Source organism: Bythopirellula polymerisocia (assembly GCF_007860015.1).
GTDB lineage: Bacteria > Planctomycetota > Planctomycetia > Pirellulales > Lacipirellulaceae > Bythopirellula > Bythopirellula polymerisocia.
The window spans coordinates 496,138-512,084 of sequence record NZ_SJPS01000003.1 but is presented as its reverse complement, the minus strand read 5'-3'; the positions used below and the strand labels follow the sequence as shown (position 1 = coordinate 512,084).

At 51.3% G+C, this 15,947-nt stretch carries 12 protein-coding genes; 5 read left to right on the top strand and 7 right to left on the bottom strand.

What is annotated here, in order from left to right:
• Nucleotides 1–27: 27 nt before the first annotated feature.
• Both Pla144_RS11630 and Pla144_RS11625 read left to right on the top strand, forming a co-directional pair.
• Nucleotides 28–549, top strand: a complete 522-nt coding sequence (locus Pla144_RS11630) for a pyridoxamine 5'-phosphate oxidase family protein (protein WP_146450839.1) — start codon at nt 28–30, stop codon at nt 547–549.
• A gap of 413 nt (nt 550–962) precedes the next feature.
• Nucleotides 963–5,159, top strand: a complete 4,197-nt coding sequence (locus Pla144_RS11625) for a PAS domain S-box protein (RefSeq protein WP_197530599.1) — start codon at nt 963–965, stop codon at nt 5,157–5,159.
• Nucleotides 5,160–5,161: 2 nt separating this feature from the next.
• Here the strand turns inward: Pla144_RS11625 and Pla144_RS11620 are convergent, their stop codons facing one another.
• From Pla144_RS11620 to Pla144_RS11600, 5 genes are read right to left on the bottom strand one after another with little or no spacing between them, the layout of a single operon-like run.
• Complete coding sequence (locus Pla144_RS11620) at nt 5,162–6,499, bottom strand: hypothetical protein (RefSeq protein WP_146450837.1); 1,338 nt, start codon at nt 6,497–6,499, stop codon at nt 5,162–5,164.
• Nucleotides 6,500–6,503: 4 nt separating this feature from the next.
• Nucleotides 6,504–7,886, bottom strand: a complete 1,383-nt coding sequence (locus tag Pla144_RS11615; RefSeq protein WP_146450836.1) for a DUF2254 domain-containing protein — start codon at nt 7,884–7,886, stop codon at nt 6,504–6,506.
• Between the two features lie 56 nt (nt 7,887–7,942).
• Nucleotides 7,943–9,040, bottom strand: a complete 1,098-nt coding sequence (locus Pla144_RS11610; protein WP_146450835.1) for an AI-2E family transporter — start codon at nt 9,038–9,040, stop codon at nt 7,943–7,945.
• A 39-nt stretch (nt 9,041–9,079) separates the two neighbouring features.
• Entirely contained in the window at nt 9,080–9,577 is a 498-nt protein-coding gene (locus tag Pla144_RS11605) for a hypothetical protein (RefSeq protein ID WP_146450834.1), read from the bottom strand.
• Nucleotides 9,561–10,076, bottom strand: a complete 516-nt coding sequence (locus Pla144_RS11600) for an MgtC/SapB family protein (RefSeq protein WP_197530598.1) — start codon at nt 10,074–10,076, stop codon at nt 9,561–9,563. The genes Pla144_RS11605 and Pla144_RS11600 overlap by 17 nt, the downstream gene beginning before the upstream one ends.
• 365 nt (nt 10,077–10,441) lie before the next feature.
• Here Pla144_RS11600 and Pla144_RS11595 point away from each other — a divergent pair, with 365 nt between their 5' ends.
• Complete coding sequence (locus Pla144_RS11595) at nt 10,442–10,858, top strand: helix-turn-helix domain-containing protein (protein ID WP_197530597.1); 417 nt, start codon at nt 10,442–10,444, stop codon at nt 10,856–10,858.
• A gap of 314 nt (nt 10,859–11,172) precedes the next feature.
• Here the strand turns inward: Pla144_RS11595 and Pla144_RS11585 are convergent, their stop codons facing one another.
• On the bottom strand, nt 11,173–12,984 hold the full coding sequence (locus Pla144_RS11585) for an APC family permease (protein WP_146450830.1): 1,812 nt from the start codon (nt 12,982–12,984) through the stop codon (nt 11,173–11,175).
• 298 nt (nt 12,985–13,282) lie between these two features.
• Entirely contained in the window at nt 13,283–13,510 is a 228-nt protein-coding gene (locus tag Pla144_RS11580) for a hypothetical protein (protein ID WP_146450829.1), read from the bottom strand.
• 158 nt (nt 13,511–13,668) lie between these two features.
• Here Pla144_RS11580 and Pla144_RS11575 point away from each other — a divergent pair, with 158 nt between their 5' ends.
• Both Pla144_RS11575 and Pla144_RS11570 read left to right on the top strand, forming a co-directional pair.
• Nucleotides 13,669–14,397 carry a class I SAM-dependent methyltransferase gene (locus Pla144_RS11575; protein WP_146450828.1) on the top strand — a complete coding sequence of 243 codons (729 nt, stop codon included), beginning with the start codon at nt 13,669–13,671 and terminating at the stop codon, nt 14,395–14,397.
• Nucleotides 14,394–15,701, top strand: coding sequence for an APC family permease (locus Pla144_RS11570; RefSeq protein ID WP_146450827.1), 1,308 nt, complete (start codon nt 14,394–14,396; stop codon nt 15,699–15,701). The genes Pla144_RS11575 and Pla144_RS11570 overlap by 4 nt, the downstream gene beginning before the upstream one ends.
• Nucleotides 15,702–15,947: the final 246 nt, after the last annotated feature.

The window sequence follows — 15,947 nt, the reverse complement described above, 5'->3', positions numbered from 1 at the left end:
CCTACTATTAAAGCATGGAGACAAATTATGAGTAAAAAAGACCTTTACAACGCTGAGGCCAAGGAAAAAATCAAGAAACTTGCCGAAGGGATTGATTTTGCTATGCTCGCCACCAAACTTGGTTCTACGCCCATTCACATGGTGCCCATGAGTACAAAAAAGGTTGATGACGAGGGGAATATCTGGTTCTTAAGCGGTAAGGATAGTCAGCACAATCAAAACATCATTGCGGACAAACACGTCCACTTAATCTATTCCAATACGGGTGCGATGCAGTTTATGAATGTGTTCGGCCAGACAACAATCTCGACTGACAAGGTTATTCTCAGAGAGCTCTATAGCTCTACGGACGATGCTTGGTTTGAAGGCGTTGACGACCCGAATTTGACTGCACTCAAGGTTGAGCCTAGTGACGTTTTTTACTGGGATCCCAAGAACAACAAACTCGTGACGTTATTAAAGATAGGCGTCGCAGCCTTTACCGGCGACGAGCCAGACGTTCTGGACCAAGGGGAAATCAAGATCAGTCAGAAAGACGAAAGGAGATGAAGAAAAATTACAAATGACGAAGATGACCGCGTCGGTTTTTCGACAAGCACTCTTCTGCCCTACTGAATTATTTGTACCATTCGGCTAACTGCTGGAGATCAATGCTGCTGGAGAAGTGGTTTGCTCGGCTAATATGGGGGGGACGAAATTGCTAGGAGCTACAAGCATGACGGATGTTCGCTGCAGATATTTGAGAAAAAGCTGTCGTCCTCAGAAATAGATGGCGGAAGAGTCCAATCGGGGTGTTGCTTGTCCAGAGCCTCGGAACACGTCACAATGGCTTGAAGTAGGAAGCTTGAACAAAGTCTCGGGAAAATCTCATCATGGGGCCTCAATACCGGACATTCAGGTCACCGTAGGACTACAGTTCATATCTTCGATAGTTTCGCGCAATTGCCATGCCAAGAAAAATTGTGAGCACTAAGTCAGTTGAGCCAGAAAAGCTGTTGACCTCCGACGAGGCGAGCAACCTAAAAATAGCTCAGTTGGAAAATGAACTTGAACAGACTCGACGCGAATTAGTGGAAGCACTGAACTCGGCGAAGAATGGCAAGAATACAAGCGAGGAATCTCAAGCCGGGATGGATGCACTGGCACGGGCTCGGAATGATTTGCAAAACCTCCTCGAGGGCACCCGACTTGCCACCATTTTCCTGGACACGCACAGCCGCATCCGGAGTTTCACCCCATCGATTTCAGAAATTTACCCTCTTCGAGAGGAAGACATTGGCCGCCCGCTGAGCGAGATCTCACACGAAGCTCTCGAAATGCCTCCGCTGCCGGGCGGCGAATTTCCGGAGAACTGGATAGAGTCCAAGCAACGCGAATTCCAAACCGACGAGGGTCGTTGGTTCCTGCGTCGCGTTCTCCCTTGCCGTCAAGACGATCAACTCACTGGCGTGATTCTCACGTTTTCCGAAATCTCTGAGCAGAAGCGCGCGGAACTCCGCTTGGCATTTGCCCATAGTGTGACACAGCTACTGGCAGTTGCCGAATCTTTCGAGGAAGTGATTCCTGAAATTCTCGAAGCGATGCGCAGTAATCTGGATGCGGACATCTGTGCGATGTGGTTGATCGATGCAGATTCGGGATCTCTTTTCTGTGGCGAGTTGGCGCATCGCGCCGATACGCCTCGCCTTGATTCATTTGTTCATTCCACTCTTGAGTTGCTGCTGCCACGAGGAAATGGACTGGCAGGACGTGTTTGGGAGACCAAGGAAACCTTGTGGATTGATGACGTCGGCGACGAGGCGCTATTTCATCGCGGCTCACAGGCGCGGGAGTGTGGCATTATCACGGGACTGGCCATCCCGATTTTCTCAGGGAAACGATTTCATGGGGCGATTGAAATCTTTGCAAACCGTGCCTTACGTCACGAGCAATCCAAGCGCGATATGCTCCGTGAGGTGGGTCATGAGATAGGCCAGTTTATCCGCCGCTGTCGCATTGATGCCCAATTCCGCAATGTAGAAGCCCGCAAGTCGGCAATTCTCGAAGCTTCTCTGGACTCGATTATAACAATAGATATCCATGGGAAGATCATGGATTTTAATGTTGCTGCGGAAACAACGTTTGACATTGCACGCGATAAAGCCGTCGGTCGACCACTTGCTGAGGTGATCATCCCGCCAGAACAACGCGAGGCGCATAGAGACGGGCTTCAACATTATTTGCAAACCGGAGAAACAGAGATTATTGGCAAACGCCTCGAACTCATGGCCATGCGATCCGACGAAAGTCGATTTCCGGTAGAGTTGTCGGTTAGTGTCGCGCATACTCCTGATGGCGTGCCTTTCTTTACGGGGTATCTTAGAGACATCACGAGTCGCAATCAGGCCGAGGTTGCCTTGCGCGACAGCGAAGGTCGAGCACAGACACTTGTAGCTGCCTCTTCTCAGATGGTGTGGACAACCGATGCCGAGGGAAAAGTTGTCGAGGATTCTCCAACCTGGCGAGCTTTTACGGGGCAGACTTTCGAAGAATTCCAGGGGGATGGTTGGACGAATGTGCTGCATCCCGATGAACGCGAGCAGGTCTTTGCAGCTTGGCAGGCGTCCAACGAATCACTCCAGCCATGGATATTCGAATATCGGGTGCGCCATGTCAGCGGAGACTGGCGATGGACCGCGGTGCGCGGCGTACCCCAACTTTGCCCCGATGGCAGCGTGCTGCGCTGGGTCGGGATGAACACGGATATTACCGAGCAGAAGCAATTACAACTGTCGCTCATTGAGAGCGAACAACGCCTGCTCGAGAACCAGCAGGAATTGATTCAGGCACTCAATATAGCGAAGAACAAAAGCGCCCAGTTGCAGGTGTTGTTCGACCAAAGTTTTTATTTTGCAGGAATGCTCGATCTAGAGGGTGTTGTCATAGAAGCCAACGAAACGTCCCTGGTGTTGTGCGGATACGAGCGTGAAGAAGTCATTGGCTGCAAGTTTTGGGAATGTCCCTGGTGGTCTGGTTCAAATCAAATACAAGACACGATCCGCCGTGCTGTTGAGCGTTCTAAGAAGGGAGTTTTCTACAGAGCGGAACTTCCCTATTGGCTTAGCGATGGTAGTCAAAGGTTAGTCGACTTTGTGCTGACTCCCGCACTCAATGAGATTGGCGAAGTGATATTCATCGTGCCAACAGGTTCGGACATTACCGAAAAGAAACAAGCCGAGCAGCGGCTGACGATGGCACTCAAAGCAGGAGGCATGGCAGCTTGGGAATGGACTCCTAACGGCAGCGTATGGACCGATGCACTCTACGAATTATTGGGGCTTCCTTCTGGCTCGCCCGCTTCGCCGGAAGTATTTTTTGATCTTGTGCATCCTGATGACCTACCCAACTTAAAAGAAGCCTGGGCTAGGGCCACATTAGGTTACGAGGCTTATGATGAACAATTTCGCATCACTCGGCCTAGCGGAGAGGTGCGCTGGCTTGCGGCGGTCGGCGAGTTCGAGCGAAATGACGAAGGAGACGTTGTAAGAGTTGTTGGCCTGAATTGGGATGTTACCGAAGAGCATGCCGCTGCCGATGCACTTCGCGAGAGTGAGATGGAGGCCCAAGAAGCGAATCGTGCCAAAAGTGATTTCCTGGCAAACATGAGCCACGAGATTCGCACACCGATGACTGCCATGTTGGGGTACGCTGATCTACTTGCCAAAGAGGAAACCAATCCTGAAAAGTCACAATATCTGCAGGTGATCAAGCGCAATGGCCTGTTCTTGCTCGAAATTATCAACGACATTCTGGATCTCTCAAAGATTGAGGCTGGCAAAATAGATGTCTCTCGTGAGCGATTCAACGTGCAGAAGGTTGTGGCCGATGTACGGTCCACAATGGACGTACGAGCCCGCGAAAAGCAATTGGAGTTTGTCGTCGAATACGAAGGAAAGATCCCGGCAACCATCGAAAGTGATCCCAAGCGACTTAAGCAGATTCTCGTCAACTTGGTAGGGAATGCAATCAAGTTCACCGAGTCCGGAAGTGTGCAACTCCAAGTCAGTTATCTCAAGGACCTGCCTCAGCCACTTCTTCGCTTCGACGTCATTGACACGGGCATCGGTATTCCCCAAGAGAAAATGTCGCTGCTTTTTCAACCATTCTCCCAAGCAGATAGTTCGGTAAGTCGCAAATTCGGGGGGACAGGTTTGGGACTGACGATTTGCCGGCGATTGGCCCATGTTCTGGGGGGCCAGATCAAAGTGATCAGTGAGGCAGGGAAGGGGAGTACGTTTTCTTGCACTATCCAAGTAGGTGATATGAGGGAAGTTGATCTTGTTGAGCCAAAAAGCAATCAGATCGATCTACAACGCGAGACCGATGCCAGCAACAATCGGCTCTGCTGTCGAGTCTTAGTGGTCGATGATCGGCGGGATGTGCGGTTTTTGACTCAGCGAATTCTTAGAGACGCTGGGGCGGAAGTTTCACTGGCTGAAGATGGGCTCGATGCAATTCGTCAGCTGAAACAATCCCTTAGAGACGAGCACATCTGGGACCTGATCCTCTTAGACATGCAGATGCCCCGCCTTGATGGCTATCAGGCAGCGACAAAAATACGTGAGATGGGATTCAAAGGGGCGATTATCGCTTTGACAGCCGATGCCATGCAGGGGGACATGGGCTTGTGTTTGGAATGCGGGTGTGATGCCTATTTGAGCAAACCAATCGATACCCATAAATTACTCACCATGATCTCAAAGTATACCAATCCAACAAGTTGCATCGACGTCGCCGAGATGCGAGTTCTTGTTGTTGACGACTGCGAGGATGCCTGCACGGCAACCCAGAAATTGCTGGAGTTGCGCGGATTCCAGGTGCAGACGGCATTCGATGGGGCATCGGCCCTGCGCGAGGCCGAGAGTTTCGTTCCGCATTCGATTGTGCTGGATATTTCGCTGCCTGATATGTCTGGTTTCGATGTCCTGAATCGACTGAAACAAATGCCACAGCTTAACACGACACGATTTTATGCACTCACTGGCGACGGTCGCACCTCTGATCCCTGCCAATGGCAGCAGGCCGGGTTCCACCATCACATGACTAAGCCGACCGATATGGATTTGCTTGTAAAATTGCTTAGAGATGGCGAGATGGAGCCATCGAGTGATGTCTCCTGACATCATTTGGCGTCCTTGTCGGCTTGTTGCTCCAACCGAGAACGAACAAAAGATTCTTCATCTTTGAGGCGGGGCATGTGGGCGTATTCGGGGAACGAGTAATCGGTTGGCAGCACAATGCCTGCTCCATCGCCGTCGACCAAATTTGCTGTTCGCCGCTGCTCAGCCATTTCGTTCATCAGGTTGTGGAAGTTATCGCGGGCAACTAGTTTGGCGGTTTTCGGCTTAAGTTGTTCCAGGAGCGGCACAAATTGTGTCAGCTCTTCGGCGGCGTTAGTCGATCCGCCGACCACATCGGATCCCAACATGAATCGAGTAGGGTATTTCTCGATCAGCGTGGTCCAGGTATTTAGATCATCTTTGATGTAGTTCTCCCATACGAGCCAGGATAGATCGATGGCGACATGCTCTGAGAAGACTTTGAGCACCTCCTCGATCCAATATGGTAAGTCATCCACCTGCACGCGGCGACTTGTGCCTGCGTGGCACCAGATGAAGACTGTAGATCGTCGCACAGAGCCCGGCTCCTCGTGGCAATAGCGGAACAGTTCGACGAGCTCATCAAGATACACGGGAGGCCGTTCCAGACCGGGACGAGAGACGGGGGCGATGTTGTGATGAATACTCACAGGTAGATAGTTCTCGCCCGCGAATTTGCAGATTCTCAGCATCGCAGGATGATTGCTGCGGGGGCGCTCGCCGAGTTGCAGATGCGTCAGGTCGTCATGCCGCGAGAGGATTTCGCCGACTCCTTGCCAGATGCCAGGGTACTCCTGAATTCGCTGCACCACCTGATCGACGGCTCCCAGGTCGGTCGGATCAAAAGCGCACATAAAGGGTGAAACGCGTTCCAATTCGGCAAGCTGTTTCTTTTCTTCCGCGAATTCGCGTCGGTATTCGAGAATCGATTCTGCGATAGTGACATCGGAATCACGGGCCAGCAGGACATGGGACTCATTGTCCAGATATCCATCGGGTCGCTCGTAAGTTTCGTTCACTGCCCACTTCTTGAAAACGGGTAATCCACAGATCAAGGCATAATCAATGTGACTGCGATCCATAGTCTCAAGGAGTCCCGCGATGCGGCGCCACCGTTGGCCGGCAGGTAGTACAGCATATCGTTCATGATCGATCTCGCCCCACTTCGATCCGGGGAACTCGCGGTCGGCATTGAGAAATTCGCCTCGCTGCAGGAAATTCAACAGATGAATGTGACAATCGGAATAGCTCCGCTGTGGTGGAGTATCTTCCGCAATGGCGAGATTAGTTTCAATTTCGGGGGAAATTATCAAGCAGCAAAATACCGCCAGAATTTGGCGCATTGGATGTTTAAATTGCATAGAACTATGATCCAGCCTTATCAGAGAGAGCTTTCCAATCCTGATTGAAAGGTTCGTGATTTTCCGGAATTTCTCCCAGTTGTTTCAAGACGAACCAATACCGCTCGGCCAAGTCGTCGCGATCATTTTCTTCTGGAATTGCTTCCACACAGCCGCGATATACCATCTTTGCCTGTCGAAGCACCGCCGCTTTTTGGGAATCGCTCTCAACGCAATCCGCTATCGCTTCAAGTGATTCTAGGAGACGCATCGAGACGGCTACGTTTCCACGGCCATGTTGACGTATTTGGTCAAACGCGCAATTGAGGACATTAGGAAAAGTGTAACCCCGGGCAATCACGCGTAGCGCACCTTCTTCATCCGAGCGATAAGGAATTGGCATTTCCCGATCAGCAAGCCGGCGGAGCATCGCTCCCAAACGATCCACGCAGCGGATTGCAGTAAAGGGGTCGTTGATCCCCGGAGAAAGTGCCCGCACGGCAACCTCGACCAACTCGCTTACGGCACACTCCATGTCCTGCTGGGGAGTTCTTCGGTTGCCGACGATGAAAGTCTTGTTGAGCCTAGCTTGGACGTCCTCATCTAGTTCTGTGCCGGGGTAAACTTCGGCGATGGGAAGACCCTGCATAAGAAAATCGCCCGGCCGGGCGCGAAGCTTGATGACCAAGTCGAACTCCTGGGCCAAGTCGACGATTCCCTCGTGATTGATTGCCTGTAAGTAGCCCTCCTTGTCAGCATTCACGGAAGCTACCTTAGGTTGCCGATCGGAGAACAGTTCAGCGGCTAGGTTTTCACAATGCGCCAGATCTTTGCTTTTTTCTCCGATCTTCTCGGGGAAGATGCGGGAGATCGCATCTTCAAGGTCGTCAGCAACTTCAGCTACGACATTATCTGCTTGTGTAGCACTGGCCACTCGGTGGAGAGAATAAATCAAGATATAGAGCGTCACCAAGGCTAGAAACAATGCTAGATAGATCGAGACAAAAGGAAGAAATATTTTGTCTTCAGTCTTAGAGAAGGCGCTAAGCAGGATAAGGCTATACAGACTGCTTGCCAGACATGCACCTAAAGCAATTTGAGTAATGGAGTCACTGAGAAAGTTTCGCAGCAGCCGAGGTCCGAACTGCGACGAGGTAATCGAAAGGGCGACAATTGTCACCGAAAACACGACTCCCGCGGCGGTGATCATTGCACCGGCGATGGTCGTCAATGTGGCGCGAGCGGTTTCTGGGCTGGACTGCATCCACACCGGAATGGAGGAATCGAGATAGCGGTCCACTTCCGGCATTAAGAAACCGAGAAATAGGGCACCCATCGTCATCAACGACGGAATGAACCAGAAACCGGTTCGGTAGTTTTCCCATTGGTTCATTAGCCAGGTCTTCATAGATCCATCATAACCACAGAAATCGTGAGGAGGGCATGTTTTGTATTGGCAGTGTATTAGACGGTTACGGGCGGGGCCTCATCATGAGCGATGCGCTCGCGCAGCAACTTCAGCAAGGTGTAAAACAAGGCAGCAATCATCGGACCGTTGAAGATCCCCACCAAGCCAATCAATTGAATTGCTCCCAGGACGGTGATAAATGCCACGAGCGGGTTCATTTTGGCCTCACTCCCAATGACGTAGGCGCGAATCAAATTATCGGACGTGGAGATCAAGAGCACACAATAGGTAAACAACAGCCCACCTGCCAAGTAGCGACCTTCTAGGGCCAGCCAGGCTGAGACGAGAATCACTAGGCTGCTCCCTCCGACAAACGGGATGAAGGCAAAAAACATGGTCACAGCCATGAGCAAAAACACGTTGGGAACCCCGGCCATCATAAAGCCGATACCTGCTAAGAGTGCTTGAGCGAGCGCGGCAAAAACGGTTCCCAAAATGACCGCCCGGCAGACTTTGCCGAATTGCTCGACCAAGATTTCTTGTTCCTCCGCATCGAGCGGGAGAAAACTTTGCAATTGCTGTAAGAACATTTTGCCATCTGCCAGAAAATAGTAGAGGGCCAATCCCGTCACAAAGAAACCGATGGTGAAGTCCACCAGGTCCCCGGCAAAACTTGCCGTTTTTTCGATCACCCGTTTGACAAATCCGTCGCCTGCCCGGGAAATGAGGTCGTCGACTTGTCGGCGCCGTTCTGCAGGAAGTTCGTGGTAGTACTTGTCGAGCGTCTTGGCCAGCTTTGATTGTTCCAAATCTGCGAGGTTTTGTTTTAGGTCGGAGTCTTCACCGCTATTATCTTCTTTCGCCAAATTGGCGGCATCGCTGGCGACTTGAGCCAGCTGGGCACCTGCCAGGACCAAAGCTCCTCCTATGGGTAGTAAGATCAACAGCATCACCACCAAAGTTGTTGCTACTGCCGCCAGCCGCCGGTGACTCTTCATATGTGCAACTACCCATTGGTACGGAGGGCGAAACAAGACCGCCAAAACGATCGCAAAAAGGAGCGAGAAGACAAACGGCTGGATGACTTGATAGAATAAGATACCAATGAGAAGTACCGTGGCAAGCAGGAGATAGAGTGACATCTGACGCGACACATTATTCTCCTTTCTGGATTGAGTATAGCGCGTGAAGGCTCAGCCCCGACGCATCTCTTCATACTCGGATACACAATTAGCAATATTGCGGAGATGATGATCCTGTAGTTCTATGAGGCTTTCGAATAACTCCTGGAGACGTTCCGAGCTGGTCTGTTCATGGGCTTGATTGTAGACCCTCAAGAGGGTTTCTTCGGCATGCAGTAGTTTCTCGAGGACATTGTCATCATTTTGTTCGACAACTCCCGACAGGGAGGCCATGGCTTCTTCGAGTTCATCGTCACCAGAGAATTGAATCCAAGTGTCGAGTAAGTCCTGAGTTGTTTCCAATTCAAAATCTTCCAAACATTGCTCAAGTAGCTTCTCGTGTTTGTTGACCTCGTGGAAGAGACCGGCAAGCAAGTCGTTACTCGCTTTGCGCTGCTGTTTCTCGGCGAAATTTCGGAGGAAATTGCGCATTTTCTCGGCTTGGGCCAGAATGTATCTTACTTGTAGATAGGCCATAATTTGAGCATGCTCCTCAATTCTCAGACTCATTCTCACTCTTCAACTGGACTGACTTGCGATCACTATTCTGGAGATTCTCGGGAGCGAGAGAACTCACCTCAAATTTACCGATCACAAAGAGCACCACAAAAGTAATGATAGCCGAAGTTAGGGCGAGCACATAGTTTCCGAGGCCGCAGGCGATTCCGATCCCCCCGACGACCCAGATCGTAGCGGCCGTGGTAATTCCTTGGACTTCTCCACGAGATTGAATAATGGACCCCGCCCCTAGAAAACCCAAGCCTCCGATGACGCCTGAAATGATACGGATGGGGTCTGAGTTGATCTGTTCAGCGGGGCGAGAACCAGACAGCGAATTGTAAAGGCCAAGCGCGGCCAGGGTTGCGGTGGCCGCCCCGATGGCGACGAGCATGTTAGTTCGCAAGCCAGCTGGTTTTTCACTGACCTCACTTTCCCAGCCCAAAATGCCCCCAAAGAATGCTCCACCCAAGACACGAACAACTACCTCGTAGGGTCCTATCTCATCCATGAACAATTCACCCCGACTATCTAACCACCAGAATCAAGGCAAATGAGGGCAAACGTCATGCCACATGAGGTTATTACCCCGAATATACTGCGTCAGGACAAACCGAAGCAAATAGTTCTAAAACCACTGAGATAACAGGTTGATCGATTTCTAACCAAGTTGGCTTCTAGGCGTACACACTAGGAAAAGCTGCCAAGAATACGGCTTCTTAAATCACAGGCCGAGTTAATAAGAACTCAACTATTTCGGTCCAAATGTGTAATTTCTTCGAGATTCCAAATCAGCGACCAAAAATGTGCCACCGGCACGCAATATGCACCCCGATGGCAAGTGCACCTCTTCAGGAGACACATAGGGATTTAATTATGGTAACTGCTCAACCAACTACCGTTCATTCGTCTAACTATCACCGAGATGGAGACGTCCAAGGGGATAGCCGCGCGGATCTTTACTTTCGGCTTAATGTTGCCAGAAACCAAGAACCTGAGCTCTTGCGGCATCCCGAGGCAACGAAAAAACATTTCCTGGAAAATGGCCACAGTTCTAATGGAAAGGTAGTGGAGAATTCAAAGGTACTCGCTACCAAGGATACAGGTATCCATGGATCCCCTATTGGCTTGGCCTATCTTCCTTTAGGAGGGCACTCGCTGGCCGAGCTGGAACGAGAATCTATCCAGCAGACCTTAAGCATGAATAAGGGAAATCGGAAACGCTCCGCTGCGATCCTTGGCATTTCAGTCCGCACTTTACAGCGCAAGATCAAGGAATGGAACATTGCTTGAATTATCTGGCGAGAAGAAGCGGTAGGCGGCGACAACTGCCTTCAAAGCGATCGTACCACCGCATCTAAAATCGTCCACTCTCTCGGACTCCCTCATACGTTGAATACTCGGTATTCATAGCCATCCATGGTACCAAATGCGGTCAGCTAGGCAGTTGTGACCGGAATAGTGACCCGCGACGACGAAGCTCAACCAAGCCCATGCACCGGCTATCCCTATCACGACACCGATAGTAGAGAATACACCGCCTCCGATCATGCCGCCGACGGCCATCGACCACGTTGCATTGAATCCTAGCTTTGATTTGGGCTGATTCAAATTATCAATCGCACACCACGTAATTCAGCCAGTCCGTACATGAAATGCCCCGCCGGCGAACCGATGAACATGAAGTTGGTAGGAATATTCCACTTCTTGGATAATTCCTCAATCAATTCCGGGCCAAACTCACCTTCCAGCACGACAAATTCAATGTCGATCTCGGGGTAAACCTCATCGAGGAAACTCAGCTCTTTGTCTAGTCGCTCGGGCACTTCACTAGTGTCTTTGACGACTGTGACGACCTTAACTCGATTGGTGTGTTCGTTTTGCCTTACGTACAGCATCGCATTGTTCAGTTTCGCTATGTCATCACCGCGAGTAAAGAAGACAATTTGCTGTGAGTTAATAGCTTCGATCTTGTTGCGTATGATCCCAGTAAGGTGATGTAACGGGCCAATGAGCGACGAAATGCTGGCTCGCACAAGAAACAAAAACGATTCGAGGATGGCCACTCGTCCTAGCATCACTGTTACGATGGCAAGGGCCGGAATGAAGTACTCTAGGAAGACTCGCAAGTAGGGTGGGTTCATCAGGGCGTTGCCAACTAATCCAGTCACGACTGCGGCGATAGCTATTAGTACAGAAGGCCAAGACGCGCGTACCGGCCGCGGCAATTGAGCCCGTCTTACCTTCAACAAAATATTGCCAATGCCGAACAAAATCATGACTGAGAGGAACGAAATTGTGTAGACGCCCGCCAGTGCTTTCAATTCACCCTGAGTAATCAACAGTACAGAAACGCTTAACAAAAAGAAGGCGATAATGATGCGATGTGTCGTGTGGCGGCGGTTCGTTTTCAAGAGAAACTGGGGCAAGCAACGGTCGAGCGTCATACGGTGTACCAAGCCGTTTACACCTACGAAACTTGTCAATACCGCACCGCTCAGTACGAATACCGCGTCGATCGAAATCAGCCAGAAAAGCCATTGTCCGCCAGCCTCCTGTCCCATGTGGGCCAGTAACGCTTCTTCGTGATCTGGCACGTTGGCTACCGGGACCAGCGCCAACGCGAGTAAGGCCATGGCCGGATTAAAGAATGAAACTGCCAACCACATATTGCGGAGTGTTTTTGGGAAAACTCCCTCGGCCTGTTCTTCGACAAAATTGGCAGAGCTTTCGAACCCGGAAATTCCCAGCAACGCTGCTGAAAATCCGAAAAATATCGAAAGCGCGAGCCCGCTTTCTGTAGGAGTGTGAAGATTGGCAGTGAGCGTCTCGATGCCATTCTTCGTGACGAAGCCGATACCAACAACCAACAGGACACTCAATGACAGCAAGTGCGTGACAAAGATTGCAATAGCCACACGCGCCGACTCAGAAAGTCCGATAATCGTCAAACACATGAAGAAAGCCAACAAGCAGATCGTGGCCACGATTACGGGCAGTGCAGGCCATAAAGCATGAGCGTAATGCATCGCTTCACTGGCGGAGATTACGGCCGTGGCCATATAGGAAAGAATCGTCAAGCAGGCCGCCACGGACGCACGAAACTTGCTTGTCGTATTCAATAGTGCGTTATAGGCCCCACCGTTTAGGGGCAACGCGCCGACAACCTCAGAATAGATCGATCGGAATAAGTACAACAGCCCGGCTACCATGAGCAATACGATAGGCGCCCATCGGCCCGCGTAAATGATCGCTAAAGCTGAGACATACAAGCAAGACGACGTGATGTCGTTGCCGCAAATCGCGGTCGCCGGCAATTCGCCCAATCCACCGTGTTTGTGTTCGGTAACATGGTTCGAACGAGTCGCTCGGCTCGTATCGTCTTCAGATGGGCAGCGATTTTTTGTCTTTGATGTCATTTGAAAGTCGGCTGGCCAAATTTGTCACACGATAGGGTCAATTTACGACCTCACGCCACGTTGCTCGTATCATACCAAGTCAGCAGTGTCGTATAAGCAGGTGGCCGTGCCGCTTCCGAAGGAATAACGATACTTTTTCGGATCGGGACGTCGCCCCGTGGTTGCCAATCTCCAAAAAGCCAATTTGGCGCCGGTTTCGAAGGCCTGCAAATGGCCCACAAGCAGACTACCAATTACTGACTACCATGTTCTGTTCTGAGCGCTCATGAAGGCGTGTCTTGGTCGCTTAGTGTCGAATTCACATAAACGCTTGCGATAACGAGAAGGGGCCAGCCATATCCGTCGAATTAATCCTCATCGGCGTCTGGGTGGGATCTAGTTTATGCGTGCCCTTCATGCCTTTCTCTCCCACGGTGATAATGTGCTGATTGCCAACAATTTCCAACCTGGCCCTTTCAACTTCCTCCACCGGTTCATCTAGCCCGTTTTGTTCACCGCTCATCCGTTTCCATGTTCCCTCGATCACCGTATTCTCCAATTACGTATTCGATCGTAGTAGTTCTTGCTAACTCAGCGACATCATTCTATCCCATCAGCTCGCCGAACGAGAGTTGCTGCCAGACAGATGCAGGTGTATTCTTGAACGGTTCGAAGACCGGTACATGAATAAGGAGATTGACAGCGATGGTTGCCCACCGATTGTCTCTGCGATTCGCTTTTACGATTGCCTTGATCACCGTTTGTGCGAGCAATGGTTCGTGCCAAACAGTGGCTACGCCCGAGGAATCCATCAGTGTAAGTCCCGGCATTAACGACGCCTTTCTGGACCCAGAATTGGACGTCGACGAGTGGGTAGCTCGCTTTGAAGTGGAAAGTCGCGAAATCTTTCGGGCTCGCGATAAAATCGTCACACTACTGAAGCTGACTACTGGCGATCGTATCGCAGACATCGGTGCCGGTACTGGCCTGTTCGTCGAACCTTTTGCCAAGGCCGTGGGCTCGACGGGGCAAGTTCTACCCGTTGATATTGCCCCGGCGTTTATTGAGCAAATTAGTAAGATTGCCGAGAAGAAAGGACTGCTCAATGTTACGCCAGTGTTGGGCGGGCAGGACAACGTGCGATTGCCGCCCGGAAGCATCGATACGGCATTCATTTGTGACACGTATCATCACTTTGAACATCCGCGAGCCTCGTTGGCATCGATCCAGCGCGCGCTTAAGCACGAGGGACAATTGGTGGTGATTGATTTCGAACGCATTCCGGGAGTTTCACGCGAGTGGACTCTCGGCCACGTGCGAGCCGGGAAGAGCGTGTTTCGCCAAGAGATCGAGCAGGCTGGCTTTGAGTTCGTCGAGGAAATTCCGCTCGAGCAGTTTGAAGAGAACTACTTCTTGCGCTTTCGCAAACCATGAGTCACGGAGAAGCTAAGAGGCCCCTGGGCATTTTGTCACTGACTGCCCTGGTGGTGGCCAGTATGATTGGTGCTGGGGTGTTTACTACCAGCGGATTTTCGGTGGCAGATCTCCGCTCACCGTGGCTAGTCATGGCGGCCTGGGCAGTGGGAGGCACAATCGCCCTGTGCGGTGCGCTCAGCTATGGCAAACTCGCCCAGTGTTTGGCCGAGAGTGGAGGGGAATATGTATTTCTCTCTCGCTTTCTTCATCCAGCTGCCGGCTTCCTAGGGGGCTGGGTTTCCCTTCTGGCAGGTTTTACCGGAGCTGCTGCCTTCGCAGCCGTTACCTTCGATCTCTATGCCTGGCCTGCTGAAAGTCGTCCAGCGTGGCTTCCTGACAAAGCACTTGCAATTCTACTTGTGCTGGTGGTTTCGGTATTCCACGCATTCCACACCAAATCAGGAGCAATTGGTCAGAACTTATTGGTGGGAATCAAGTTGATGCTTTTGGCCACTTTCTTGTTGGTAGCATACTCCTTGATTGGAAATTGGCAGGGGGGAGCAGCGCTCCGCAAGCCGTTGGATTCGCCACCTACCAATATCCTCTTGGGCTTCGCTAGTTCGGTAATGTGGATCTCATTGAGCTACAGCGGTTTCAATGCTGCCGTGTATGTCACAGAGGAAGCGCGGGGCGGTTCTGCAACGATTGCCCGAGCAATGATTTACGGGACCGTCGTAGTAACGATTTCTTATATGCTGCTAAATGCGGCGTTTCTTTTTGCGCCGGGAGTTCAGGCCATCTCGGGTAAAAGCGATGTTGCTGCCATCACTGCTCAGGCGTTGGCCGGGGAATGGTTTGCTTGGCTCACGCGAGTAACGATCTGCCTGGGATTGGCTAGCAGCGTGTCTTCGGCATTGGTAGCAGGCCCGCGAGTCTATGCCAAGATGGCTGCCGATGGCTTTCTGCCTCGCCTGCTGGCGGCCAAAGATTCTCCCCCAACGAATGCGGTACTTCTGCAAGGGATCGGCATTTTGCTCGTGATTTACTTTGCTGGACTGCAATCCCTGCTTTCCTACTTAGGACTCACCCTCTCGCTGTTTACGGCTCTTACCGTTTCAATATTATTCATTTCATCCAACAAATCTCATGGCGAACTGCCGCCAACAGTAGGTCTACTTGCGCCAAGTTTCTATGTCAGTTCAACCTTGATACTGGCTGGGTTGGCTGCCTATCATCGTCCGTATGAAGCAATCGCGACGGCAGTCACTTTGCTGTCGGGAATAGGGCTGTACCTAGCGGTCAGGTGTTTTTCTTCCAGCTGAGCGGGACTTCTTTTAGGTGCAGTTAATGTCGGCAGTGTTTCTAGACCTCAAGCAGATAGCCAATCGACGTTCGTGCAGGAGGTCTTGATCACCGACTGAACTTAGCAAATAGCGGTGGGAAACGGCGGTGATACTCACCGACCTCAATTCACCGAGAATCAATCTCGCGGCGATTGCATCTGCCGCAGCGCCAAACCTAATTCAAATTCGTAAACCACCAGCTCTGCTGGTGCGTACCCAATAGGC

What these genes read in the sequence shown, in the direction of transcription:
- Pla144_RS11585 (WP_146450830.1), bottom strand. Translation starts at nt 12,984, where the DNA reads ATGACATCAAAGACAAAAAATCGCTGCCCATCTGAAGACGATACGAGC.
- Pla144_RS11605 (WP_146450834.1), bottom strand. Translation starts at nt 9,577, where the DNA reads ATGAGTCTGAGAATTGAGGAGCATGCTCAAATTATGGCCTATCTACAA.
- Pla144_RS11620 (WP_146450837.1), bottom strand. Translation starts at nt 6,499, where the DNA reads ATGCAATTTAAACATCCAATGCGCCAAATTCTGGCGGTATTTTGCTGC.
- Pla144_RS11595 (WP_197530597.1), top strand. Translation starts at nt 10,442, where the DNA reads ATGGTAACTGCTCAACCAACTACCGTTCATTCGTCTAACTATCACCGA.
- Pla144_RS11615 (WP_146450836.1), bottom strand. Translation starts at nt 7,886, where the DNA reads ATGAAGACCTGGCTAATGAACCAATGGGAAAACTACCGAACCGGTTTC.
- Pla144_RS11570 (WP_146450827.1), top strand. Translation starts at nt 14,394, where the DNA reads ATGAGTCACGGAGAAGCTAAGAGGCCCCTGGGCATTTTGTCACTGACT.
- Pla144_RS11600 (WP_197530598.1), bottom strand. Translation starts at nt 10,076, where the DNA reads ATGGATGAGATAGGACCCTACGAGGTAGTTGTTCGTGTCTTGGGTGGA.
- Pla144_RS11630 (WP_146450839.1), top strand. Translation starts at nt 28, where the DNA reads ATGAGTAAAAAAGACCTTTACAACGCTGAGGCCAAGGAAAAAATCAAG.
- Pla144_RS11575 (WP_146450828.1), top strand. Translation starts at nt 13,669, where the DNA reads ATGGTTGCCCACCGATTGTCTCTGCGATTCGCTTTTACGATTGCCTTG.